The organism is Cellvibrio sp. KY-GH-1 (genome assembly GCF_008806975.1).
Classification (GTDB): domain Bacteria; phylum Pseudomonadota; class Gammaproteobacteria; order Pseudomonadales; family Cellvibrionaceae; genus Cellvibrio.
Window position 1 is genome coordinate 750173 of sequence record NZ_CP031728.1, and the last position, 24254, is coordinate 774426.

Annotated in this window: 23 protein-coding genes; 16 read left to right on the forward strand and 7 right to left on the reverse strand. The window is 47.8% G+C overall.

Going from position 1 to position 24254, the window contains the following annotated elements; translation table 11 throughout:
- Window positions 1-339 precede the first annotated feature (339 nt).
- A complete protein-coding gene (gloB, locus tag D0C16_RS03055; protein ID WP_151030958.1) occupies window positions 340-1119 on the reverse strand; it encodes a hydroxyacylglutathione hydrolase in 780 nt (259 codons plus the stop codon).
- A 105-nt stretch (window positions 1120-1224) separates the two neighbouring features.
- Between gloB and D0C16_RS03060 the strand changes: the two genes are divergently transcribed.
- The 8 genes from D0C16_RS03060 (at window position 1225) to msrA (ending at window position 8491) form a co-directional block, all read left to right on the forward strand.
- Entirely contained in the window at window positions 1225-2094 is an 870-nt protein-coding gene (locus D0C16_RS03060) for a methyltransferase domain-containing protein (RefSeq protein WP_151030959.1), read from the forward strand.
- A complete protein-coding gene (gene rnhA, locus D0C16_RS03065; RefSeq protein ID WP_151030960.1) occupies window positions 2091-2528 on the forward strand; it encodes a ribonuclease HI in 438 nt (145 codons plus the stop codon). The genes D0C16_RS03060 and rnhA overlap by 4 nt, the downstream gene beginning before the upstream one ends.
- Before the next feature lie 20 nt (window positions 2529-2548).
- Complete coding sequence (gene dnaQ / locus D0C16_RS03070) at window positions 2549-3265, forward strand: DNA polymerase III subunit epsilon (RefSeq protein WP_151030961.1); 717 nt, start codon at window positions 2549-2551, stop codon at window positions 3263-3265.
- 164 nt (window positions 3266-3429) lie between these two features.
- Window positions 3430-5136: a pilus assembly protein gene (locus D0C16_RS03075; RefSeq protein ID WP_151030962.1), complete on the forward strand. Its 1707-nt coding sequence runs from the start codon at window positions 3430-3432 to the stop codon at window positions 5134-5136.
- A 2-nt stretch (window positions 5137-5138) separates the two neighbouring features.
- Window positions 5139-6008 (forward strand): NAD(+) diphosphatase, encoded by an 870-nt coding sequence (nudC, locus tag D0C16_RS03080; protein ID WP_151030963.1) that lies wholly within the window; start codon window positions 5139-5141, stop codon window positions 6006-6008.
- A 27-nt stretch (window positions 6009-6035) separates the two neighbouring features.
- Window positions 6036-6689, forward strand: coding sequence for a cation/multidrug efflux pump (locus D0C16_RS03085; RefSeq protein ID WP_151030964.1), 654 nt, complete (start codon window positions 6036-6038; stop codon window positions 6687-6689).
- A gap of 43 nt (window positions 6690-6732) precedes the next feature.
- Window positions 6733-7809, forward strand: a complete 1077-nt coding sequence (gene sohB, locus D0C16_RS03090; RefSeq protein WP_151030965.1) for a protease SohB — start codon at window positions 6733-6735, stop codon at window positions 7807-7809.
- 46 nt (window positions 7810-7855) lie between these two features.
- Window positions 7856-8491, forward strand: coding sequence for a peptide-methionine (S)-S-oxide reductase MsrA (gene msrA, locus D0C16_RS03095; RefSeq protein ID WP_151030966.1), 636 nt, complete (start codon window positions 7856-7858; stop codon window positions 8489-8491).
- Window position 8492: 1 nt separating this feature from the next.
- Here the strand turns inward: msrA and D0C16_RS03100 are convergent, their stop codons facing one another.
- On the reverse strand, window positions 8493-10142 hold the full coding sequence (locus tag D0C16_RS03100; protein WP_151030967.1) for an electron transfer flavoprotein-ubiquinone oxidoreductase: 1650 nt from the start codon (window positions 10140-10142) through the stop codon (window positions 8493-8495).
- Window positions 10139-11044, reverse strand: a complete 906-nt coding sequence (locus D0C16_RS03105) for a LysR family transcriptional regulator (RefSeq protein WP_151030968.1) — start codon at window positions 11042-11044, stop codon at window positions 10139-10141. The genes D0C16_RS03100 and D0C16_RS03105 overlap by 4 nt, the downstream gene beginning before the upstream one ends.
- A 97-nt stretch (window positions 11045-11141) precedes the next feature.
- On the opposite strand from D0C16_RS03105, the gene D0C16_RS03110 reads away from it, so the two are divergent.
- The 4 genes from D0C16_RS03110 (at window position 11142) to D0C16_RS03125 (ending at window position 14505) form a co-directional block, all read left to right on the forward strand.
- Complete coding sequence (locus D0C16_RS03110; protein WP_151030969.1) at window positions 11142-11891, forward strand: electron transfer flavoprotein subunit beta/FixA family protein; 750 nt, start codon at window positions 11142-11144, stop codon at window positions 11889-11891.
- On the forward strand, window positions 11888-12829 hold the full coding sequence (locus D0C16_RS03115; RefSeq protein ID WP_151030970.1) for an electron transfer flavoprotein subunit alpha/FixB family protein: 942 nt from the start codon (window positions 11888-11890) through the stop codon (window positions 12827-12829). Before D0C16_RS03110 ends, D0C16_RS03115 begins: the two co-directional genes overlap by 4 nt.
- Window positions 12830-12851: 22 nt before the next feature.
- A complete protein-coding gene (locus tag D0C16_RS03120; RefSeq protein WP_151030971.1) occupies window positions 12852-13628 on the forward strand; it encodes a ferredoxin--NADP reductase in 777 nt (258 codons plus the stop codon).
- A gap of 319 nt (window positions 13629-13947) precedes the next feature.
- Window positions 13948-14505, forward strand: a complete 558-nt coding sequence (locus tag D0C16_RS03125) for a hypothetical protein (RefSeq protein ID WP_151030972.1) — start codon at window positions 13948-13950, stop codon at window positions 14503-14505.
- Window positions 14506-14604: 99 nt separating this feature from the next.
- On the opposite strand, the gene D0C16_RS03130 is transcribed toward D0C16_RS03125, so the two are convergent.
- From D0C16_RS03130 to D0C16_RS03145, 4 genes are read right to left on the reverse strand one after another with little or no spacing between them, the layout of a single operon-like run.
- A complete protein-coding gene (locus D0C16_RS03130; protein WP_225318887.1) occupies window positions 14605-15351 on the reverse strand; it encodes a YciK family oxidoreductase in 747 nt (248 codons plus the stop codon).
- Window positions 15352-15365: 14 nt separating this feature from the next.
- Window positions 15366-16034 (reverse strand): HAD-IA family hydrolase, encoded by a 669-nt coding sequence (locus tag D0C16_RS03135; RefSeq protein WP_151030973.1) that lies wholly within the window; start codon window positions 16032-16034, stop codon window positions 15366-15368.
- Window positions 16034-16738, reverse strand: a complete 705-nt coding sequence (ubiG, locus tag D0C16_RS03140) for a bifunctional 2-polyprenyl-6-hydroxyphenol methylase/3-demethylubiquinol 3-O-methyltransferase UbiG (protein ID WP_151030974.1) — start codon at window positions 16736-16738, stop codon at window positions 16034-16036. Before ubiG ends, D0C16_RS03135 begins: the two co-directional genes overlap by 1 nt.
- Window positions 16739-16758: 20 nt before the next feature.
- Window positions 16759-18087 carry a TRZ/ATZ family hydrolase gene (locus tag D0C16_RS03145; RefSeq protein ID WP_151030975.1) on the reverse strand — a complete coding sequence of 443 codons (1329 nt, stop codon included), beginning with the start codon at window positions 18085-18087 and terminating at the stop codon, window positions 16759-16761.
- A gap of 380 nt (window positions 18088-18467) precedes the next feature.
- Here D0C16_RS03145 and gyrA point away from each other — a divergent pair, with 380 nt between their 5' ends.
- The 4 genes from gyrA to cysD all read left to right on the forward strand — a co-directional run bounded on the left by gyrA (window position 18468) and on the right by cysD (window position 24211).
- Entirely contained in the window at window positions 18468-21107 is a 2640-nt protein-coding gene (gene gyrA, locus D0C16_RS03150) for a DNA gyrase subunit A (RefSeq protein WP_151030976.1), read from the forward strand.
- Window positions 21108-21126: 19 nt separating this feature from the next.
- Entirely contained in the window at window positions 21127-22236 is a 1110-nt protein-coding gene (gene pheA / locus D0C16_RS03155; RefSeq protein WP_151030977.1) for a prephenate dehydratase, read from the forward strand.
- A 5-nt stretch (window positions 22237-22241) separates the two neighbouring features.
- Window positions 22242-23156 carry a prephenate dehydrogenase/arogenate dehydrogenase family protein gene (locus D0C16_RS03160; RefSeq protein WP_151030978.1) on the forward strand — a complete coding sequence of 305 codons (915 nt, stop codon included), beginning with the start codon at window positions 22242-22244 and terminating at the stop codon, window positions 23154-23156.
- A gap of 146 nt (window positions 23157-23302) precedes the next feature.
- Window positions 23303-24211 carry a sulfate adenylyltransferase subunit CysD gene (gene cysD, locus D0C16_RS03165; RefSeq protein WP_151030979.1) on the forward strand — a complete coding sequence of 303 codons (909 nt, stop codon included), beginning with the start codon at window positions 23303-23305 and terminating at the stop codon, window positions 24209-24211.
- Window positions 24212-24254 lie beyond the last annotated feature (43 nt).

Below are 24254 nucleotides of genomic sequence, written 5' to 3' on the forward strand. Positions count from 1 at the left end.
ATTGCGGCACGAAAAAAACGGGGTGCCACAACGGCTAAACAACGCATTTCAATGACTTTTTGATTAGCGTGTTAGCCGGCAAAAGTCGGTTGGTTACGGCCAGACCGCAGCAAGTACTGCGGGGGAGTATTGCTCGGAACTTAGGATTTATGTCCTATTATTCTGTCAAACAACGGCTATTTAGTGATTACCTTCTGCCATCCGTGGGGCTGTGGATTTCTGATTCTAGGTGCTGGCCTTTGGCGGGTCAATGCTTAATATGGAATAAGCGCAGCCTGTCACACACGGGTTGAGAGGTGATTTTGGCCGTAATCAAATGGGTTATTACATCATTCGAAACTAGCCTGGCCAGCGGTCCTTGATGTGTCGCAAAGCATCAAAAATCCCGGCGGCGGATTCTGGTAATGAGCCTGAGTTGCCAAAAACAAAGTTTTTGATGCCAATCTCATGACAGCGAAAAAAGGGATTTGTTCGTTTTTCCAGCCCGATCGTCGTTGGGAGGGTTATTTTATTCTGGGATCTGAGCTGCCTTACCTGGGTCAGACGTCCGATGAGTTCTTTGTTTTCCGGTTCAACCTCAGCAGCAAATTTGAGGTTCGCAAGGGTGTATTCATGGGCGCAGTAGATCTGAGTATCGTCGGGTAGGTTGGCGAGCTTTTGCAAAGACCCCCACATAATCCCGTCGGTATCATCGAAACGTCGGCCACAGCCTCCGGCGAAGAGGGTATCACCACAAAAAAGCGATTTATGCTCTGGTAAATAATAGGCAATGTGTTCCCAGGTATGGCCCGGGACTGCAATCACCCGAATGTGGAGCCCTAACAACTCCAGTGAATGCTTGTCATTAAGATGTTTTGTTATCTGTGGGATAGCGGTTGATGTCGGGCCGTAAACATCCACCGGCCAGTCCTTGAGGAGTGCATCAACTCCATCGATATGATCATGATGGCGATGCGTAATCAGAATTGCGGCGAGCGTTAGTTGTTGCTGGTGAAGGAAATCGATAACCGGTTGTGCAGCCCCTGGGTCAACTACTATTACACGCGCCTGCAAAGGATCGGGGTTGATAACCCAAAAATAGTTGCTTTCAAACGCGGGAATAGGGGTAATCTTTAGCACCGGATGGTCTCTCTGGTTTTCATCGGAGGATTATTTTATCGCTCGTTGTAGATTTAATGGCGGTAAATTTGTTCAGGCGACTCACTTCGCTGATGAGGATAATAAATGCATCGCAAAATTATCAAAGCCCCGCATCGATTGATGATCCGTTTTTCTGCGATGTGGAAGCGGCGCTTTGGGGTATTGCCGCTGCGCGACTCGATAGAGGATTTGACTACCTGGTTTGAAACCCCGCTGGGGCAATCCTTACTGGCGGAGGAGCAGGAGGCTATAAACGATGGTTTGCAATGCGTCTTTGGTTACCATTTATTGCAGTTAGGAATTAACGGGCGAATTGACCTAACGACTGAAAGCCTTATTTCCCACCGATTTCTGTTGCATCCGAATGTCGAACATAACCCACGCCTAAGTGCGCTAGTGGATTTCAATCATTTGCCCCTGCCCGCTGAAACCATCGATGCGGTGCTGTTACATCATGCCCTTGATTTCAGTCAAAGCCCTCATCATTTGTTGCGTGAAACTACCCGCGTACTTATTCCGCGCGGTCACTTGATCATTGTGGGGTTCAACCCCTGGAGCCTATGGGGGTTTTGTGCCCGCATTGCTCGGTTGTTCACCACTGCTCCCCGTTGGCGCCTTCAGTATTTGCGTCTTGGTCGATTACTGGATTGGTTGGCTCTGGTCGATATGGAACCAATTGCCATCTATAAAGGGTTTTTCAGGCCTCCGCTCCCGCAGGAAAATGCAATTAATCATTTGCAATGGGTGGAGCGCTGGGGTAAAAGGCTGCGCTTGCCCTGGGGAGGCTTCTATATGATTGTCGCCCGCAAGGATCATATAGCGCTGACGCCATTGAAGCCGGACTGGAAAAAATATCGTCCGGTACCGGGGTTGGCAGTCACACGAATTATCGGGCCCACTGCTAGTAGTCGCGTGCCGTTACGTAATCACCTGTTGGTGGGTGGAAAAGTTTGAAAAAGGTTGAAATATTTACCGATGGTGCGTGCAAGGGAAATCCTGGGCCTGGCGGTTGGGGAACTCTGTTGCGTTACGGCAATGTAGAGAAATCACTCTACGGTGGTGAGCCTGAAACTACGAATAATCGCATGGAGTTGATGGCTGCAATACAAGGTTTGAGCGCGTTGCGCGAAGTCTGTGACGTTACCATTACCACCGATTCGCAGTATGTACGCAAAGGAATTACCGAATGGTTGTCCAACTGGAAGCGAAATGGCTGGCGCACGGCGGCGAAGGAGCCGGTAAAAAATGCGGATTTGTGGCAGCAGCTTGATGCGCAGAACCAGCGTCATCAAGTGAGTTGGCGCTGGGTAAAAGGTCATAGTGGGCATCGCGAAAATGAAATAGCCGATAGCCTTGCCAATCGTGGCATCGAAGAATTACGTCGCTAATATTGATGAGGTTGAGTTAGATGCGTCAAATCGTTTTGGATACCGAAACCACCGGTTTGGAAACCTCACAGGGCCACAGAATTATTGAAATAGGCTGCGTGGAATTGGTTAATCGCCGTTTAACCGGTCGCCATTACCACCAATATATCAAGCCTGAACGCGAGATTGATGCGGGAGCACAGGCGGTGCACGGTATCAGCAATGCCATGCTGGAAGATAAGCCGGTTTTTGCCCGTATCGCCGATGAGTTCCTGCAGTTTGTAGGGGATGCTGAGTTAATTATTCACAACGCGGCGTTCGATATTGGCTTTCTTAACTATGAACTCAACATGCTGCGACCGGGCTTCGGCAGTCTGGCTGAACGCTGTCATGTCATAGATACCTTGTTGATGGCACGCTCCAAGCATCCCGGGCAAAAAAATAACCTGGATGCCCTCTGTAAACGCTATGGGGTAGATAACTCCCAGCGGGAGCTTCACGGGGCTTTGCTCGATGCTGAAATTCTGGCTGATGTTTATCTCTTGATGACTGGTGGTCAAACCGCGTTATCACTTGGTGGAAATCAATCCAAGAATGATGACGGAGGCGATCAGGCGGAGGAAATTCGTCGGGTTGCGCCCGAACGCAAACCCTTACCAATTGTCATGGCAGATGCCGACGAGCTGGCAGCGCACGAGCAAAAGCTCGCCGCGATTGCCAAAGCTAGCGGCAATAACTGCGTGTGGTTGCGTGAATAAGGTGAGCGAGCTGAAAAATGTACAAATGAGATTTGTTTAGCAAAGTGCCTGTTATTTAAGGTGCCGCGGTGAAATAACGCCAAAGTTGGTATAGAGTCAGTGTACTTGTTTAACTTTGTAGCAGTTTAACTATCCCTTTAAAGACAAAACGCCAGGATGTAATTGTGAGTACAACAGAAACCTTGAATCTTGCCTCGCTGAAAATGGTTCATGACGAACTGGTTGCGACTATCGAGCAATCCGCGATCCGCCTTGAACAGTTTGCGCAGGATCGCAACAACGGCGAGCTACTACAGAACTGTATCGATGGTATCAAACAGATTCGCGGTATTTTGAGTTTAATTCAGCTAAGGGGTGTGGATTTGCTGGCCGATGAGCTGGCCACACATATTACTGATATTACTCTGGGTGAAGATGAGAAAACCGACGCTAAGTTGGAGCTGTTAACTGCCAGCTTTTTCATACTGCCACGCTATCTTGAATATTGCACACAAACTGCCCGCAGTATGGCCATGTTACTTATTCCGCACATCAATGAGCTACGCCTCGCGCGCAAAGCAGCTCCGTTGCCGGAAAGTTATTTCTACGGGTTGACTACCGTCAAGCCAGCTCCGCGTCTATCGGTTAACCAACAGGCGCTACCAGAGGATTTGACAGCGCTGGTGCGTCGCTTGCGCCATATGTACCAGACAGCATTGCTGAACGTATTAAAAGGTGTTCAGGTTAAGGCGTCATTGGGAATGATGACTCGCGCACTGCAGCGGTTGGAGACCGCGTCCGCTGGCACGGCGTTGGGTAACTTCTGGTGGCTGGCTGGTAGTACGCTGGCCGCGTTAGCTGAAAAAAATATGCAATTGGGCAAGGGCCGCAAGATGCTCTTCAGTGCCATTGAGCGCGAAATAAAGTGCTTTCAATTTGAAGGCAGTGCGGTATTGGAGCGCGAAGTCGATCCTGCTTTGCAAAAAGAACTTTTATATTTGCTGGCGCTTTCCAATTCGGATAGTGAAGGAGCGCGAGCAGTATTGGCAGCATTTGGGATTGGCAGGTTGCCCTATACCGAAGCTGAACTGGCACGTGAGATGGAGTTCCTCAATGGCCCGAGTGCGAACACCATCAGCTCAATGGTTGCAGTGTTAACTGATGAGTTGCACAGCACCAAGAATATCCTGGAACGCGCTGCGCAAAGTGGTGCAGAGTTGCTAACAGAATCGCCCGAGTTATTGGATACGTTGAAAAAGGTTGCCGATATTCTCGCCATTGTTGGATTGATTTCGCCAAGTAATAGTTTGAAGCAGGAGATCGCTAAAATTACTGATTGGCAGGTCAATGGCACAACGATATCTCCGGATGAGTTATTGGTGGTTGCGGATACCTTATTGTATGTGGAAAGTACTATCGCGGGTTTAAGCAATGCCAACCTTTCGGACGAAAAAGTAGCGCAGATTAATGCGCTTTCACGCGATGCCGCTATGGCTAACAATCAAATTGCAGAAGCCGAAAAAATTGTTATCGACGAAGCTGAAGCGGGTTTGGTATTGGTAAAGCGTGCGTTAAGCGCGTTCGCTGAATCCAACTACGATAAAGGCCACATCCGCAATATCGTCGGCACTCTGGACTCAGTGCGCGGGGGAATGTTTTTGTTAGGCTTGCCTCGTGCAGCAAAAGTGCTTGCTGGTTGTATGCGCTTTGTGGACGAAGATTTACTTGCCAATGACCAGCATCCTGCCGTTCAGCATTTACTCGAAACCTTTGCAGATGCGGTAATTAGCCTGGAATATTATCTGGATGCGATAAAACTGGATAAAAATGCGGACACCAGTGTGTTGCAAATCGCTGAAGAAAGTTTGCAAGCGCTGGGCTACAAAGTTTGATCATGTCCGTAGGTTTTGATTTAGCGTCTTTCGAGTTCAATGCTTCCGCCCTAACGCCGACTGCTTCCCGCAGCCGGCGTTTTATTATTTCGGTGTTAAATACCAACCACACCTGTGAGCAATTGTTATGCGATAGCGCAGGTGTAGTTCTCGTCTGTGCTGATAGTGATGCTAATACATTGCCACTTTCAGTTGCCAGCGAGCACTTTCTTGGCCAACTTAATGATGAAGACCTGTGGGTACGTGTGGTAGGCGTTCAAGACGCTCCCGCGGGGTATCAATGGTTAGGGCTTCGTTCGCAGTTGGAATTGTTATCGCCAGAGGCGTTTCAACTGGCTGGACGCGCACTGCAAATTGCGCGTTGGTATTATGACCATCGTTACTGCGGTCGTTGTGGTCAGGCGACTGTGCAGGACTCGCTCGATTTCGCGCGCGTGTGCCAAGGTTGCTCAACGCGCTTTTACCCGCGTATCTCCCCCTGTATGATCGTATTGGTAACGCGGGGTGATGAAATTTTACTCGCCCATCATCACCGCGCATCGAGAGTTATGTACACAACCCTGGCGGGTTTTGTCGAAGCGGGGGAAGGGGTAGAGGACTGTATTCGGCGTGAGGTTATGGAAGAGGTTGGTGTGATGGTGGGTGAGCTTAAATATTTCCGTAGTCAGCCCTGGCCATTTCCCGGGCAACTAATGCTCGGCTTTTTTGCCGAATATGAAACTGGGCATATTGCGATAGATCCAGCTGAAATTATCGATGCGAAATGGTTCCGCTACGATGAGTTGCCTCAGGTGCCTGCAACCGCTACTGTAGCCGGGCAGTTGATAGCGCATTATGTTGGATTGCGACGCGCCATTAACCATAAACAATAACAAGTTTCCCAAACAGGTAGGACACATATGATTTTTACCTTGGTTGCCCTGTTTATCAGTTTGATCGCTACTTATATCGCCTATAAGGCGGCGCGGATGCTGTGGCAGAATTCATGGTTTGTCGGGTTTTGTCGCGGGCTATTTGGCCTTGCATTATTGGCTTTAGCCGCGTTGATCGGGTTGACCGCGTTTGACGTTTACAGCTACAAACAAGTCTTGCAGGAACAAGTTGTCGCCACCATTAATTTTGACCGCATTGAAGATCAACACTTTTTTGCCGTGTTGGCAGATAAGGAAGGCAAAGAGCAGCGTGTTGAGCTGCGTGGTGATCAGTGGCAATTGGATGCGCGTATTGTGAAGTGGGAAGGCTATTTGGCGACATTCGGAATTAAGCCCGCCTTTCGATTGGAGCGATTGAGTGGGCGTTACTACGACATTGAAAAAGAAACCATGGCGGCGCGCACCGCTTACACAGTGCATAATAGTTTGTATGGATTGGATATCTGGAGAATCCTCAATACTCACCCGGATTGGGTGCCTGTAATAGATGCGGTTTATGGTTCCGCGACTTACCTACCCATGAAGGATGGCGCGCTCTTTGAGATAACACTTTCCAACACCGGGTTGCTTGCACGACCAATTAACGCTGCCGCCCGTGAAGCGGTTGCCGAATTTGAATAATCGTTATTACTTTAATTTTTAGACGTTGTATGGAGTTATTTCATTGGAATTTTTAACTGAATACGGTTTGTTTCTGGCGAAGACGATTACGTTTGTGGTTGCCATTTTTGTCATTATCAGTCTTGCAGTATCCGTCGGGGGGCGTAATAAGAAATCGGATAAAGGTCACATTGAAGTCACTAAGCTCAATGAGAAATTTGAGCACCTGCGTGACTCACTGCGCGATGCAATGCTTGATGATGATGAGTACAAAGAGTTTGAAAAGGCTGAAAAAAAGCGACTGAAAGAAGAGAAATCACAGAAGAAAAAGGCGGCAAAGGAGGCCGAAAAAAATAAAACGGACGAAGCGGCCAATCCATCTGAACGCAAACGTATTTTTGTATTGGATTTTCATGGTGATATCAAAGCTTCCGAAGTGGAGTGTTTGCGTGAGGAAATTACGACTGTACTCACATTGGCTAAACCCACCGATGAAGTTGTCGTAAAAGTAGAAAGCGGCGGTGGAATGGTGCACAGTTACGGGCTTGCCTCCAGTCAGCTAGCTCGCATTACCGGAAAGAATATTCCGCTTACCGTTTGTGTGGATAAAGTGGCAGCCAGTGGTGGTTACATGATGGCCTGTGTCGCCAATAAGATTGTAGCCGCGCCGTTTGCCATTCTCGGTTCTATCGGTGTCGTTGCCCAGCTGCCCAATTTTCATAAGTTACTCAAGAAGAATGACATTGACTATGAAATGTTTACTGCGGGCGAATACAAGCGCACTGTCACTATGTTTGGTGAAAACACAGAGAAAGGCCGAAGCAAGTTTGTGGAAGAGCTGGAAGATACCCATGTACTCTTTAAAGAGTTTGTGGGGGAGCATCGTCCGCAAGTTGATATAGCTAAAGTTGCCACAGGTGAAGTCTGGTTTGGCTTACGTGCAAAGTCGGTGAATCTGGTGGATGAATTACAAACAAGTGATGAGTATTTATTCTCCCAAATCGATAACGCAGATGTTTACGAAGTGGAGTACAGCTTTAAAAAATCTCTGCCAGAAAAATTGGGCATAGCTGCTCAAGGTGCGGTGGATCGCCTGTTAATGACATGGTGGGAACGGCTGAATATTAGTCGCTGGTTTTAACTAAAACGGTGCCGAATGGCACCGTTTTTCTTTGGAGGAAAGTTTAATGATTTTTTCAATGGCGAAGTTACAGATGCCTACGCGAGATAACGCCCTGCCAGGACGCGCAACAGCGATGCTGGTCGAAAATAAACACGCTGTTAAAAGTGTAGCTATAAAGCCCCCCTTTCCAGAGGGCTATGAAAAAATCCTTTTTGGTCTCGGTTGCTTCTGGGGTGCTGAGCGAAAATTTTGGCAGCAGCCCGGGGTGTATACCACCGCGGTAGGTTATTCTGCGGGTTACACACCGAATCCAACGTATGAAGAGGTGTGTAGCGGTTTAACCGGGCACAATGAAGTAGTGTTGGTTGTGTTTAATCCCAACGAAACCAGTTTGAAGCAATTATTAAAAGTATTTTGGGAGTCGCACAATCCAACCCAGGGAATGCGTCAAGGGAATGATCGCGGTACCCAGTATCGTTCAGGTGTGTATGTATTTACTGAAGAGCAACGCGTTATAGCCGAAGAAACGCGCGGCATTTATCAGGCTGCGCTCAGTGGAAATAATCATGGTGAAATAACCACTGAAATAACGTCTGCAACAGAATTTTACTACGCTGAAACCTATCACCAGCAATACCTGCACAAAAACCCCGGTGGTTATTGCGGCTTGGGCGGTACCGGGGTTTGCCTCGGCGAATAAACTACATTGCTTCGTAATAGGGCCCACTACCAGCTTCTGGTGGTGTCCAGGTAATATTTTGTAGTGGGTCTTTAATGTCACAGGCCTTGCAGTGAATGCAGTTGGCTGCATTAATTTGCAGGGCATCTCCATTGTCCTTTTTGATTATTTCATACACCCCAGCTGGGCAATAACGTTGCTCTGGCGCTCCATAGATTTGTAAATTATGTTCAATGGGGATGTTCGCATCATTTAAATGCAGGTGTACTGGTTGATTTTCCTCATGGCTAATTTTTGATAAATAGATGGAAGATAAGCGATCAAACGTGATTCTTCGATCCGGTGGTAGGTAATGAATTGGTTTGGCTTGTTTCAACGGTATTAAGCTTTCATGATCGGCTTTCCCGTGTTTCAAGGTCCAAGGTAGATTAATTCCCAACGAATGAAACCATAAGTCTACGCTGGAATAAATCAGGCCGCCCAATGAACCCCATTTTGACATTGCCGGTTTCACATTGCGTGCAGCGTAAAGGTCTTTCCACAGCCAGGATTGCCGAATTTTTTCCGGATATGAATTCAGTATCGCAGGCTCATCGTTACCCAGCGCTTCAAGAATAGATTCAGCGGCTAGCATTCCGGACTTCATGGCGTTATGCGAACCCTTAATTCGCGGCACGTTAACAAATCCGGCCGAGCAACCGATCAGCGCGCCACCGGGAAAGACTAATTCTGGTAGCGATTGAAGTCCCCCTTCGTTTATAGCGCGCGCACCGTAGGCAAGGCGTTGCCCATTTTCCAGTAGTGGTTTAATCATTGGGTGCGTTTTAAAGCGCTGAAACTCTTCAAAGGGATTTAAGTAGGGGTTTTGGTAATTCAGATGAACCACCAAGCCTACCGCTAATTTATTCCCTTCAAGATGGTAAATAAATCCGCCGCCACCCGTGTCTTTATCCAGTGGCCAACCCAGGGTGTGCATAATTTTTCCGAGTTGATGCTGCTGTGGCTCAATCTGCCAAATTTCTTTAAAACCAAGCCCATATTTTTGCGGTTCTGCATTGGTGCGCAGGTTAAATTGTTGTTCCAACTTTTTGGTTAATGATCCACGTGTTCCTTCGGCGATAAGCGTGTATTTAGCAATTAACTCGATGCCCGGCGAAAATGCGCTTTTCGGTGTCCCGTCACGCGCTATTCCCATATCGCCAGTAATAACACCTTTTACGCGGCCATCATCGGCATAAATAATATCAACTGCATTAAAACCAGGAAATTGATCAACGCCAAGATGTTCCGCTTCACTTGCCAACCAACGACAAACTTGTCCCAAGCTCACAATAAAATTGCCGTGATTATTCATCAGTGGTGGTAATAATTTTTCCGGAATTGTGTAGTTGCCGGTTTCAGTGAGCCAACAAAAATGATCCTGAGTGACTTTATTCGAAACAGGTGCATTTTTTGATTGCCACTCGGGAATTAATTCGCTTAATGCTATGGGATCTATCACGGCGCCGGAAAAAATATGTGCGCCAACTTCTGCGCCTTTTTCCAGCAGGCACACACTAATGTCGCGTTGTTGTTGCGCTGCTAATTGTTTTAACCGAATGGCCGCAGAGAGGCCGGCTGGTCCGCCGCCAACAATAACTACGTCATATTCCATTTGATCGCGTTGCGTCATACATGCCTCGCTTCTTTGGTAGTCGTCAACGAGCGGCAATAATCTAAAAAGCTGGTGATAGCGGGAGTTTGGTAGCGGTTTTTATGCCAAACCAATAAAAACTGCCTGCGTAAATCCAGCATGGGAGTTTTTATTTCTATCAAACTGCCGCGCCGAAATGCATCGCGCAACGCAAGGCGAGATATGCACCCAATCCCCAATCCTGATTCGACAGCGCGCTTGATTGCTTCTGTATGTTCCAGTTCCAAACGCACCTTCAACGCCGAAGCATAGTGACGCATTGCGTGATCGAAAGTTTCTCGTGTGCCTGAACCCTGTTCGCGCAGAATCCAGGTCGCATTAACCAAGTCCTCTATCACGATGTTTTGCTTGTGTGCCAACTCATGCTCAGGTGCGCAGAACACCGCAAGATCATCGTCCATCCACGGCTCTGCAATGAGCTCAGGGTGATGGCAACTGCCTTCAATCAATCCCAAATCCAATTCATAACCGGCAATTTGCTGCAGGATGCTTTGGGTGTTCTTGACTTGCAGGTCGATATGGCACTCTGTGTGGTGTTGCATAAACTCGCTGACAATCAATATCGCTAGATAGTTGCCGATCGTCAGGGTCGCCCCCAGTTTCAGATTGCCCAAGGCGGCTTTACCTTCAAGCAGCTGTTCTATTTCCTCGGCCTGGGTTAACAGGCTACTTGCTGCCGGCAAAAGGCTTTTGCCCAAGGCATTAAGGATCAGCAGCTTGCCGTGGCGATCAAACAGCTGGCAATCAAACTGCCGCTCCAGCTCTGCGAGGGCAGTACTGGCAGCAGATTGCGATAGGGCAACCTGCTCGGCAGCCTTGGAAACGCTGCCCGTACGCGCTATCGCAACAAATATTTCTAATTGGCGTAGTGTGTATCTCATATCTGTATTTCAAATATATAAAATATAAATTATCAATTTAACAAATATGCTAGCGCTAAATAGAATGATCCACAAGTTCATTTTTGAGGCTTGAGCCATGAAAGTTCTAATTGCAGTGAAGCATACGGTGGATCACAACCTGAAACCCTTTGTTGATTCCGCTACCGGGCAGGTAGATCTATCCCAAGCGCGGAGGACAATGAACCCCTTTGATGAAATTTCCATTGAGGAAGCTTTGCGGCTAAAAGAACGTGGTCAAGTGAGTGAAATTATAGCTGTCGCAATTGGAAACCCAGCGGCAAAAGACAGCCTGCGTCATGCCTATGCGATGGGGGTAGATCGCGCGCTGTTAATTGAAACTGATGCGCCTTTGCAGCCATTGGGCGTTGCAAAATTATTAAAAGCCATTGTTGAACGTGAGCAGCCAGCATTGATATTTCTGGGTAAACAAGCAGTGGGTGAGGACTATGGCCAAACCGGACAAATGCTTGCAGCATTGTTGGGAGTAGGGCTGGGGACTTTTGCATCAGCAATCGAATTAAGTGGTGGGTATGTGAAAGTAAAACGTGAAATTGAAAAGGGAACCCAAACCATTCGTTTGCAACTACCGGCCGTAGTAACCGCCGACTTGCGGTTAAATGAGCCTCGTTTTATCAAGCTGCCCAGTTTGATGATGGCCAAGAAAAAAGCCATAGAAACACTTAGCGCGGATGAATTGGGAGTTGATCTTTCGCCGCGCTTTATCCAACTAAAAGCGGCAGAGCCTCCCCAAAAACGGGGTGCTTTGCAGTTGGCAAATGTACAAGAGTTGGTGAAAGAATTACGTAAAGCGGAGGTACTGCAATGAGTATTCTGGTATTGGCCGAACATGACGGCAAGCAATTAAAAATATCGACTGCACAAGCCGTTGCTGCCGCTGCTCTATGGCAACAACCAATCGATCTACTGGTGTATGGCAATCAAGTGGAGCAAATCGCGCGTGGTGCGGCGCAATTGTCAGGAGTAGGACGAGTGTTAGTTGCCCAGGCGGATCATCTGCAATTTCCGCTAGTGGAAGATGTGCAAGATTTAATTGTTAGCATTGCACGCGAATATAAAGTGATTGTGAGTGCCCACAGTGTATTAGGGAAAAGTGTTATTCCCGGCGTTGCTGCGCGATTGGACGCAGCACCCATTACCGATGTCATTGACATCCAGTTGGAACCCGGTGTTGCGCCAGTTTATGTGCGCCCTGAATACGCCGGAAATATTTTTACGCATATTCAAAACCCGCAGGCGCAACAAATAATTAGTGTCCGGGCTACGGCTTTTCGCCCCGTTAGTAATGGTGGGGTGGCTGAAATTCTCACTGTTGCTGTTCCTCAATCGCGCAATATTAGTCAGTGGTTAAGTGAAGATATTAATGTATCGGAACGCCCGGATTTGTCGTCCGCACGTGTCGTGATTGCCGGTGGTCGTAGTCTGGGTGAAAATTTCGATAGCTTATTAAATCCCGTTGCCGAACGCTTGGATGCCGCCATAGGTGCAACTCGTGCCTGTGTAGATGCGGGATTTGCACCGAATGATTTGCAAGTGGGGCAGACGGGTACAGTGATCGCGCCAGACCTTTACATCGCTGTGGGGATTTCCGGTGCTATGCAACATATTGCGGGCATTAAGGACAGCAAGGTTATTGTTGCCATTAACAATGACCCGGACGCCCCCATTTTTAAATATGCCGATTATGGCGTAATTGCCGATTTATTTACTGCCTTGCCAGAATTGCAGCACGCACTGCAGCAATAATTTATTTGATCAGGGAAACCTTATGAGCGCTTTTAATACCCAAAAAGTACTGTCCGTTACCCATTGGAACGATAGCCTGTTTAGTTTTACCACGACACGTGATGAATCCTTTCGCTTTGAAAATGGCCAATTTGTAATGATTGGTTTAGAGCAAAATGAAAAGCCATTGCTGCGTGCATACAGTATCGCCAGTCCTAACTATGATGAGCACCTGGAATTTTTTAGTATCAAGGTGCCGAATGGTCCGCTTACCTCGTTATTACAGCATATCAAAGTAGGGGACCCTATTTTGGTGGGCAAAAAACCAACGGGAACCCTGTTGCTGGCAGATTTGAAGCCAGGGCGTAACCTGTTTCTATTCTCGACAGGCACCGGGTTGGCTCCATTTATTAGCTTGATTCAAGACCCGGAAACCTATGAGAAATTCGACAAGGTGATTCTGGTCCACGGTGTGCGCAAGGTAAATGATTTGGCCTACCGTGAGTTCATTACCCGGGATCTGCCAAACCACGAATTCCTCGGGGAGGAGATACATAACAAGCTGATTTATTATCCAACGGTTACCCGTGAAGAGTTTACCTGTCAGGGGCGTTTAACGGATTTGCTGGCGAGTGGAAAGTTGCTGAAGGATATTGGCCTTCCACCATTAAATCCGGAAACAGATAGAGCCATGCTCTGTGGTAGCCCAGGTATGCTTGATGATACCTGTGCAATCCTGGATAACGCAGGCTTGGTGGTATCACCGCGCATTGGTATTGCGGGTGACTATGTTATTGAACGCGCGTTTGTTGAAAAATAATCGCTTTATTATTTTTAGGAATGTGTTCAGCGGTCTGTGATTTTGAAACTATTTTTCTTTCGGTTTTATCGAAACGACACACGAACAACTATTTTGATACTTAAAGCCATGCGCATGTATAGGAGAAAATCGAGTACTCCCTGATTTCCTGATACTTTTTTTACCCAGAGGGGTTAGTCGATTTCAGCGCATCGGAGGGTGCCGTAATATCATGTTATTTCATTAGTTGTCGTGCGTGTGTTTAGATGCCAAGGTGAAAATTGCTCTGGCGTCGCTTTCTGTCGAAACGCCCGGGTGTTAGTCAGTTTCCGGGATGTCTATGAGCCGTCAAACCAATAAAACCCGTTTATATGAAGCGTTAGGTCAAATTGTCGTTTCATTTAAAGCGCTCGAACAGGCTCTAGAGGCAATCATTTATTGTTGCATGGAGATTTCCCCGACGCAGGTTCGAATATTGATGAATTCCATGTCGTTTGCTACCAGGGTGGCGACTATGGAGTCTTTGTTGCGAGAGTTGCACGCCGATGATGAACTGGGAAAACTATCAATTACCTTGCAGGAATTCATTGATCGTTGCGCTTACTGCGAGCGTCAACGCAATGAATGGGTTCGCTCTTATTGGATACCGGAGCTGGAAGCAGATGCAGGGATGGTTCGTCGTTTAAGTGTGCAGGTAGTCAGTAGTGACGCTGAATTGGCGTTGGAGATTATTCATTTGGCAGAACTGGAAAGTTTTGTTTTGTGTCTAAACGCAACGGTGGCCTACCTGCAGGCGTTTCATCAAAAATTATTTCTTAGTTTTGAACGAGTGCAGAGCCCGGAACATTTTCAGCGTTATTTACGTACGCAGATATGTGCGGATAACGATGCGCGCTAAAAATTCGTGCGGATATTTGCTCTGATCTGGCTGAGGGAGATCGAACGATCTCCCTCTTGATTGCTAACATTTTTATTAGATTTTTCTGCTGATGCTTTATTAATACTGTAAGGATTGTCCACTTACGCCGATTGAATCATCGCTCAGTAAGTAAACATAAGCAGGCATCAAACTTTCAGGAGCTTTCACTGTTGCAGGATCTTCTGCCGGATAAGCGGCCGCACGCATTGCAGTCCGAGTGGCGCCCGGGTTAATGCTGTTGGCGCGAATCCGGGTTGCGCCTTCCAGTTCGTCGTGCAAGGTTTGCATAAAATTTTCTGCTGCAGCTTTTGAAGCAGCATAAGCGCCCCAAAATGCGCGGCCTTTAAAGGCAACACTGGAACTGGTGAAAAGAATGCTGGCATCTTTTGCGCGCTCCAGCAGAGGTAGAACCGCTTGAGTTAGCATAAATGGAGCATTCACGTTAACCTGCATGCAACGCTGCCAGGCGCTAACCGAATAATTGGATATCGGCGTGCGCTCACCCAGGTCGGCTGCATTAAATAAAATGCCATCAAGGTGCCCAAAGGTGTCTTCAAGCGCGTTGCACATATCGTCGTAATCTTTTTCTACCGCGCTTTCAAAGTTGATCGGATAGATGGCTGGTTGCGGATAGCCTTCTGCTTCAATTTCGTCGTAAACCTGCTCCAACTTGCTCATGGTGCGGCCTGACAAGATTACCGTTGCGCCGCAAGCGGCAAACGTTTTAGCCGCGATTTTGCCAATGCCATCGCCGGCACCGGTAACCAAAATAATTTTATCCGCGAGAGAGTTGGGGTGAATTGCATAATCTTGTGGGATTTGCATAGTATTTTTTCCCATCACAAATATTTTTCAACAATAGGCCAGATTTCATTGGCGTGATTTACGCAGTAGTCTGCATTCCAATTGGCGGGGTCATCGCCTTCATCAACGTAGCCATAGGCCGCTGCAATAGTGATGCTTCCCGCACCTTTCCCGCAGTCAATATCGCGCTTGTGGTCGCCGATATAAATGATTTCTTCAGGTAAGCAATTCAATTGCTTACCTGCTAAAAAAAGCGATTCCGGATCTGGCTTGCTGCGCGAAACGTGGTCAGGGCAAATTACGCTGACCGGTGGAGGTTGAATGTTTAGCGCCGCCATTAATGGCAATGTGTAGGTTGCTGGTTTGTTGGTTGCTATGCCCCAGGCAATATTGTTGTCAGCAAGTTTGTCCAGCAACGCAGAAATACCGGGAAACGGTTTGGTGTATACCGCGACATGGGCTAAATACAATTCCAGTAAACGCTGACGCAAGCGTTCAAATTGTTCGTGGCGTTCTTCTAAGCCGAACGCCAGTTTGATTAAGGCTTTGGAGCCATTAGATACGCCGGTGCGAATGGTGTCTTCCGCTAATGCGGGTTTGTTTTCTTCGGACAGTAATTGATTGACGACAACGACGAAATCCGGTGCTGTATCCAGCAGGGTACCGTCCAGGTCAAACATTACGGCACGTATTGGCTTTGCCATTATTGCGTAACCTTTTTAGCGTGAATCAAATAGTTAACACTAACGTCGCTGGCATCGAGCTTGTAATGTTTGGTGAGCGGATTGTAGGTCATGCCAGTGATTTCTTGCAGTTCCAATCCAGCGGCGCGCAACCATTGTGCTAACTCGGATGGACGAATAAATTTGCTGTATTCGTGTGTACCTTTGGGTAAAAGTTTCAAAATGTATTCTGCACCCAGAATCGCAAATGCGTAGGATTTCGGGTTGCGGTTAATGGTGGAGAAATACACATCGCCACCATCTTTTACCATGTGCGCACAGGCTGCTACTACGGATGAAGGGTCCGGCACATGTTCCAGCATTTCCATGCAGGTAACAACATCGAATTCGCCTGGCATTTGCGCTGCTTTATCTTCTGCAGTGATTTGCTCGTAGTTCAAGCTAACACCGGTTTCCAATGCATGCAGGCGTGCAACGGATAAAGGTGCTTCGCCCATATCAATGCCGGTAACCTCGGCACCGCGTAGCGCGAGTGACTCGGCAAGAATGCCTCCACCACAGCCCACATCTATCAATTTTTTTTTCGCAACTGGGGAGCGTTGGTCAATAAAATTGGCGCGCAGTGGATTAATATCGTGCAGCGGTTTGAATTCACTGTTTTTATCCCACCAGCGGCTGGCGAGAGCTTCGAATTTTGCGATTTCTGCGGTATCGACATTGGCCATGATAGTTATCTCTTTTTAAATTAATGAGTGGCGATTTGCTTTCGCCACCAGTTGGCTTTGCCTAGAATTTCGCGCTCATTGAGCGTTTGTAATTCGCGATTTTTAAGTAAGCATTTCCCTTCCACCCAAACGTGGGTAACGGCTTGTCCGGAGTGAGTGTACACAAGTTGCGATGCCGGGTTGTAAACCGGTTGCATGGCGAGTTCACCCAGGTCAATTGCGGTGATGTCGGCGGACTTACCAATTTCCAAACTGCCAATCTGTTCATCCAGCCCAAGCGCCTTTGCGCCGTTCAGGGTTGCCATGCGCAACGCCGCGTGAGCGCTCAGTGCAGTAGCATCGCCAGCTACGGCTTTGGCGAGTAGGGCGGCGGTTTTTACTTCGCTGAATAAATCCAGGTCATTATTGCTCGCTGCGCCATCGGTACCTATGGCGACATTGATTCCTGCTTTTAATAAACGATCTACCGGGCAGAAGCCGCTAGCCAGCTTTAAATTGGATTCAGGGCAGTGAACAACGTGGGCGCCGCTGGCTTGCAGCAAACTAATGTCGCTGTCATCGATTTGGGTCATGTGCACGGTTTGCGTCAGTGGTGAAAGCAGGCCTAAATCCATCAGGCGCTGAGTGGGCCTACAACCATATTGCTTGATTGAGTCGCTCACTTCCTGGGCAGTTTCATGCAGGTGAATGTGGATTGGCATATCCATTTCGTGGGCCAGCATTGCGATCTTCTGCAGCGGCGCATTCGATACCGTGTAAGGTGCATGAGGGCCAAACGCAACATTAATCAGCTGGTTGCTGCGGAAGGTATCGTGCAAGCTTAAGCCTTTGTTCATGTATTCGTCCGGGCCCAGTCCCCAGGCGGTGGGGAAATCCAGAATAGGGAAGGCCAATTGGCAGCGGATGCGCGCATCGAGGCAAGCCTGTGCGGCCTGCTCGGGATAAAAATACATATCTGCGAAACAAGTGGTTCCCGTTTTAATCATCTCAGCGATGGCTAAATCGGTACCGTCGCGCACAAACTCCTCGCTTACCCACCTGCCTTCAGCGGGCCAAATGTGATCGTTCAGCCAGGCGTGCAGTGGCTGGTCGTCGGCATAGCCGCGCAGCAAGCTCATCGCGGCGTGGCCGTGAGCGTTCACAAGTCCCGGTAGAACCGCGTGGCTGCCAAGGTTGATAACTTCGCGAGCACTATAGCGCTGCTCCGCGCCCTCGGAAGGAATAATGGCCAGGATCTTTCCTGCGTGAATAGCTAAGGCGCAGTTCTCCAGAATGCGATTTTCGGGAACTACCGGTATTATCCAGCGCGCTTTGATGAGTAGGTCGATGCCAAGTGGATTAGTAGACATAATTAGCTGTCAGTTTGGAAAGCAGGGCTTGCCAGTATACTGGAATGGTCGGGTTCGGCCACGCCTGATTTCGCCATTCTGTGAGTGGGGTTTTTTAAATATAAGGTCTTCAAATTACTGGATTTCCTGATCCTGATACTGTTGGTAGAGATTTGATTCCTGATCTGCATAACCCATGGATTTTGTGGTACCATCGCGCCCCTGAATTGTGCCTTAGACGCATTTTTAGCCAACCCGCTACCGGGGTAGCTGTTTTTGCTTCTAAATCGATTTACGCCTTGTTAAAGCGCTTAGCGAAACAATGGCGAGTCGCACCGCCAATTTAAATAACCGAATTAAAACTAGCCGAAGCCTTAATAAAAAAGGAAAGCTGTATTCCCATGGTCGAATTCGCCAAAGAAATATCACCGGTCAGTATTGAAGACGAACTTAAGCAATCCTACCTCGATTACGCCATGAGCGTTATTGTTGGTCGCGCGCTACCAGATGTGCGTGACGGATTGAAACCTGTACACCGTCGCGTGTTGTTTGCGATGAGCGAACTGAACAACGACTGGAATAAGCCTTACAAGAAATCTGCCCGTGTGGTGGGTGACGTAATTGGTAAATACCATCCGCACGGTGATTCTGCAGTGTACGACACTATCGTCCGTATGGCCCAGCCTTTCTCGCTGCGCTATATGTTGGTGGATGGTCAGGGTAATTTCGGTTCGATTGACGGTGATAATGCGGCAGCGATGCGTTACACCGAAATTCGTATGGCCAAAATCGCCCATGATTTGCTGGCTGATTTGGATAAAGAGACCGTCGATTTTGTGCCCAACTATGATGGCACCGAGCAAATTCCGGCAGTATTGCCAACTCGTATCCCCAACCTGTTAATCAACGGCTCTTCAGGTATCGCGGTAGGCATGGCTACCAACATCCCGCCGCACAACCTAAAGGAAGTGGTGCAGGGCTGTTTGGCAGTTGTTGATAATCCGGATGTCACTATTGATGAGTTAATGGAATTTATTCCTGGTCCGGATTTCCCCACCGGCGCCATTATCAATGGCCGCGCTGGTATTGTTGAGGCTTATCGTACCGGTCGTGGCCGTGTGGTGATGCGTGCAAAAGCTGACATCGAGCGCGATGACAAGTCGGGACGCGAAACCATTATCGTTACTGAAATTCCATATCAGGTTAACAAAGCCAAATTAATTGAGCGCATTGCTGAGCTGGTTAAAGAAAAGAAAATCGAAGGCATTAGCGAATTGCGCGACGAGTCTGATAAGGACGGTATGCGCATTGTTATCGAAGTTAAGAAAACTGAATCCGGCGATGTGTTGCTGAATAATTTGTTCGCTCAAACACAATTACAAACCACGTTCGGTGTAAACATTGTTGCGTTAGATGATGGTCAACCAAAAATTCTGAACTTAAAAGAATTGCTGGAAGCTTTTATCAAGCATCGTCGCGAAGTGGTTACTCGTCGTACGGTGTATTTGCTCCGCAAAGCGCGCGAGCGTGGGCATATTCTGGAAGGTTGGGCAGTTGCTATTTCCAGCATTGATGAAGTGATTGATTTGATCAAACGCTCCGCATCACCTGCCGAAGCAAAAGAAGGTTTGATTTCGCGCGGTTGGGATGCGAGTGCCATGACGCCGTTTGTGGAGCGCGCTGGTAAAGATGCTTGTCGCCCTGAAGATTTAGGTCCTGAATTTGGTATTCGCGATGGCAAATATTATTTGTCGGCGGAACAAGCTCAAGCAATTTTGGATTTGCGCTTGCATCGCCTTACCGGAATGGAGCACGACAAAATTCTTGCTGAGTACGAAGAGAAGTTGGCGCAAATCGCTGAGTTCCTGGAGATTCTTGGTAATGCTGTGCGTTTGATGGAAGTAATCCGCGAAGAATTAACGCAAGTGATTGCCGATTACGGCGATGCGCGTCGCACTGAGATTATCGCTTCTACGTTGGATTTGACCACGGAAGATTTGATCAACGAAGAAGATCGCGTGGTGACAATTTCCCATGGTGGTTATGCGAAGAGTCAACCGCTGGCGGATTATCAGGCGCAGCGTCGCGGCGGCATGGGTAAATCTGCTACCGCAGTGAAAGATGAAGACTATGTTCAGCATCTATTGATCGCTAGCACCCACGATACTGTGTTGTTATTCACTAACGCCGGTAAAGTCTATTGGTTGAAGGTATATATGATTCCCGTCGCGGGTCGTCAGGCACGTGGTCGCCCCGTGGTGAATTTGTTGCCGCTGGAAGAGGGCGAGCACATCACGTCGATTCTTCCTGTGAAATCATACGACGATGATCATTTTATTTTCATGGCGACCGCAAACGGTACTGTCAAGAAAACTGCGCTGACTCAATTCTCTCGTCCGCGCAGTGTTGGTTTGCGTGCGATCGAATTGGATGAGGGCGATACATTGGTGGGCACTGCAATCACCAATGGTGCATCTGACGTAATTCTTTTCTCCAGTTCGGGTAAAGCTGCGCGTTTCCGTGAAGCACAAGTGCGCGCAATGGGTCGCACCTCACGTGGCGTACGCGGTATTCGCTTGGCAGAGGGTCAGCGTGTTGTAAGTATGGTAATTCCGTTAGCTGGCGGTCAGGTGTTGACTGTAAGTGAAAATGGTTATGGTAAGCGCACGGAAGTGGGTGAATTTCCGGCCAAAGGTCGCGGCTCACAAGGTGTTATCGGTATGCAAACTACCGAGCGAAACGGTCAGTTGGTTGGCGCGGTGCAAGTGTTTGACGGCGAAGAAATTATGCTGATTTCTGATCAAGGGACCATGGTTCGCACTCGAGTAGATGAAGTGTCTGTTCTCAGTCGTAACACCCAGGGGGTGCGCTTGATTAAGCTGAAAGACGGCGAGCGCATGCAAGGTCTCGAGCGTATCGAAGAAAGTGCGGATGAAAATGCCAAGCGCGAACTGGCCAACGCTGAAGGTGGTGAAAACGAAGAGTTGCCAGATGATATAGCCGCAGAGGATTCTGCAGGCGATGATTCTGTAGACGAGTAATCAGGCGAGGCGATTGTTCATGTCATCCGAACAAACTGAAGCGGCAAAGTTACTGGAGCTGCGCAATAAAATCGATGCGATCGATGAAAAAATTGGTCGTTTGATTTCTGCGCGAGCAACCTGCGCACAAGAAGTTGCAGAAGTTAAAAAAGCAAATTTACCAGAAGATACAAGCATTCTGTTTTATCGTCCGGAACGAGAAGCTCAGGTGTTGCGCAAGGCGATGGAGCGCAACAACGGGCCATTAAGTAATGAAGAAATGGCCCGCTTGTTTCGTGAAATTATGTCTGCTTGTTTGGCCTTGGAAAATCCAATCAAGGTTGCTTACCTTGGTCCAGAGGGTACCTTTACTCAGCAAGCATCGTTAAAGCATTTTGGTCATTCTGCTGTGGTAACGCCACTTGCGGCGATCGATGAAGTATTTCGCGAAGTGGAAGCGGGTGCGGTGAATTATGGGGTGGTTCCTGTAGAGAATTCTACAGAAGGTGTGGTTAATCACACGCTCGATAATTTTATGGGTTCAAACCTCAAAATTTGTGGTGAAGTGGAATTGCGTATTCATCACAACTTGATGGTGTCTGATGTCACTAATGTAAATAGCATTAGCCGCATTTATTCTCACTCCCAATCACTGGCGCAGTGTCGCAAATGGCTTGATGCACACTATCCAAAAGCTGAACGTATTGCAGTAAGCAGCAACGCTGAAGCAGCCAAGCGTTTAAAAGGTGAATGGAATGCGGCGGCGATTGCGGGCTCTATGGCAGCAGAGTTATACGGCCTGAAAATGATTGCCGAAAAAATTGAAGATCAGCCAGATAATTCCACGCGCTTTTTAATTATTGGTCAACAAGCGGTTCCGCAGAGCGGTGTTGATAAGACCTCTATTGTTGTCGCCATGCGTAATGAGCCTGGCGCCCTCCATAATCTGCTTGAACCGTTTCATCGCCACAATATTGATTTGACTCGGGTAGAAACTCGTCCGTCACGCACAGGTGTATGGACTTATGTTTTCTTTATTGATTTTGTTGGGCACGTAGATGATCCGCTGATTAGTGATGTGATGAAAGAAGTAGCATCGCGCTGTGCAGATTTGAAGCTGCTGGGCTCTTATCCTAAAGCGGTGTTGTAACTGTTATGACTTCGCCGTTAATTAATAAATTCGTTGTTGTCGGAATTGGTTTGATTGGTGGCAGTCTTGCAACCGGTTTGAAGCAGCGCGGTGGCTGTGCCGAAGTTATTGGTATCGCCCGGAAGGCAGAAACTTGTAAAGAAGCCGTAGATTTCGGGGTTGTTGATCGCGCCTACACATCTGTGCAGGAAATCGCTCATGAGCTAACGGCGGGCGATGTTATTTTTATTGCTGTTCCCACCCTTTCGGTAACCTCAGTTTTTGAAGAAATTAAACAGTGCGTTTCTAGCGAAGTGACAATTACCGATGGGGCGAGCGTCAAGGGCAGTGTTCGCGTTGCTGCTGAAGGCGTGTTCGGATCGGTTCCTCCGCAGCTGGTATTAGGGCATCCTATTGCAGGATCAGAGAAGAGTGGTGTCACTGCCGCAAACCCGAATTTGTACGAACGTCATCGCATAATTTTGACTCCATTAGAGACGACAAGTACCGCACATTTGGATCTTGTTAGTCGCATGTGGCAGGTGGTGGGTGCTGAAGTGTTGTCAATGTCGGTAGAGGAGCACGATGAAGTGCTCGGAGCTACGAGTCACTTGCCACATGTGATTGCTTATTCGCTTGTAGATACCTTGGCGCAAGATATTAATAACCCCAATATTTTTCGCTATGCCGCCGGTGGTTTCCGTGATTTTACCCGTATAGCATCTAGCGATCCCGTGATGTGGCACGACATTATGAAAGCCAACAAGTCTGCCATTTTGAAGTCTATGGACCTGTTTATTGATAATTTATCCCGGTTGCGCAAAGGAATTGAGCAGGGTGACAGCGATTATTTGTTGGATGTCTTTAGTCGTGCAAAGGAAGCTAGAGATGAGTTCACTCTGATGCTTGCTAAGCGCCAGGCCGTGCCCAAAGAGGATTAGCGTGGCGTTATGAAGGTGCCCAAACTTTCAGGAATAAACTTAGAAAGAATTAGTCATTAAACCTTGCGTTGTGGACCTATATAATCGCTGCTGATTTTTAAACACTTTTGTAAGTCCAACGCTGTTTTCATATTGGTATTTATTGAATGTCAAACTACAACTTGACTCACCTCAAGCAACTTGAAGCTGAAAGTATCCATATCATCCGTGAAGTTGCGGCTGAATTTGATAATCCGGTAATGCTTTATTCTATTGGTAAAGATTCTGCGGTGATGATGCACCTCACCATGAAAGCATTCTTTCCCGGTAAGCCGCCCTTTCCATTGATGCATGTGGATACCACATGGAAGTTTCGCGAAATGATTGAGTTTCGCGACCAACGTGTGAAAGATCTCGGCTGGGATTTGATTGTACATATCAATCAGGAAGGGGTTGACATGGGCGTTGGTCCGTTCACTCACGGAAGCGCCAAGCACACCGATATCATGAAGACGCAGTCGTTAAAACAGGCGCTTAACAAATACGGTTTTGATGCAGCTTTTGGTGGTGCTCGTCGCGATGAGGAAAAGTCGCGTGCAAAAGAGCGTGTCTATTCTTTCCGCGATAAAAACCATCGTTGGGATCCGAAAAACCAACGTCCAGAGCTGTGGAACATTTATAACGGCAAAGTGGACAAAGGTGAAAGCATTCGTGTATTCCCTCTGTCCAACTGGACTGAGCTGGATATATGGCAGTACATCCATTTGGAAAATATCCCCATTGTTCCTCTGTATTTTGCTGCCAAGCGCCCAGTAGTGGAGCGCGACGGTGTAATGATTATGGTTGATGATGATCGTATGCCGATTGCCCCGGATGAAAAAGTGGAAGAAAAAATGGTTCGTTTCCGTACCTTGGGTTGTTATCCGTTGACTGGTGCGGTGGAGTCAGAGGCAACTACGCTGCCTGAAATCATTCAGGAAATGCTATTGACCACTACATCAGAGCGTCAGGGCAGGGTTATCGATCACGACAGCTCTGGCTCCATGGAAAAGAAAAAGCAGGAAGGTTATTTCTGATTTTCTGTGCCCCTGTTTTTATACGCATTGCGAATGAATAGAG

Coding starts and splice junctions, on each gene's coding strand:
- D0C16_RS03135 (WP_151030973.1), bottom strand. CDS start 16,034: ATGGCAAAGCCAATACGTGCCGTAATGTTTGACCTGGACGGTACCCTG.
- cysD (WP_151030979.1), top strand. CDS start 23,303: ATGTCAAACTACAACTTGACTCACCTCAAGCAACTTGAAGCTGAAAGT.
- nudC (WP_151030963.1), top strand. CDS start 5,139: ATGTCCGTAGGTTTTGATTTAGCGTCTTTCGAGTTCAATGCTTCCGCC.
- ubiG (WP_151030974.1), bottom strand. CDS start 16,738: ATGGCCAATGTCGATACCGCAGAAATCGCAAAATTCGAAGCTCTCGCC.
- gyrA (WP_151030976.1), top strand. CDS start 18,468: ATGGTCGAATTCGCCAAAGAAATATCACCGGTCAGTATTGAAGACGAA.
- D0C16_RS03060 (WP_151030959.1), top strand. CDS start 1,225: ATGCATCGCAAAATTATCAAAGCCCCGCATCGATTGATGATCCGTTTT.
- pheA (WP_151030977.1), top strand. CDS start 21,127: ATGTCATCCGAACAAACTGAAGCGGCAAAGTTACTGGAGCTGCGCAAT.
- D0C16_RS03145 (WP_151030975.1), bottom strand. CDS start 18,087: ATGTCTACTAATCCACTTGGCATCGACCTACTCATCAAAGCGCGCTGG.
- D0C16_RS03160 (WP_151030978.1), top strand. CDS start 22,242: ATGACTTCGCCGTTAATTAATAAATTCGTTGTTGTCGGAATTGGTTTG.
- D0C16_RS03120 (WP_151030971.1), top strand. CDS start 12,852: ATGAGCGCTTTTAATACCCAAAAAGTACTGTCCGTTACCCATTGGAAC.
- D0C16_RS03115 (WP_151030970.1), top strand. CDS start 11,888: ATGAGTATTCTGGTATTGGCCGAACATGACGGCAAGCAATTAAAAATA.
- dnaQ (WP_151030961.1), top strand. CDS start 2,549: ATGCGTCAAATCGTTTTGGATACCGAAACCACCGGTTTGGAAACCTCA.
- D0C16_RS03110 (WP_151030969.1), top strand. CDS start 11,142: ATGAAAGTTCTAATTGCAGTGAAGCATACGGTGGATCACAACCTGAAA.
- D0C16_RS03085 (WP_151030964.1), top strand. CDS start 6,036: ATGATTTTTACCTTGGTTGCCCTGTTTATCAGTTTGATCGCTACTTAT.
- D0C16_RS03105 (WP_151030968.1), bottom strand. CDS start 11,044: ATGAGATACACACTACGCCAATTAGAAATATTTGTTGCGATAGCGCGT.
- msrA (WP_151030966.1), top strand. CDS start 7,856: ATGATTTTTTCAATGGCGAAGTTACAGATGCCTACGCGAGATAACGCC.
- D0C16_RS03130 (WP_225318887.1), bottom strand. CDS start 15,351: ATGCAAATCCCACAAGATTATGCAATTCACCCCAACTCTCTCGCGGAT.
- D0C16_RS03125 (WP_151030972.1), top strand. CDS start 13,948: ATGAGCCGTCAAACCAATAAAACCCGTTTATATGAAGCGTTAGGTCAA.
- D0C16_RS03100 (WP_151030967.1), bottom strand. CDS start 10,142: ATGACGCAACGCGATCAAATGGAATATGACGTAGTTATTGTTGGCGGC.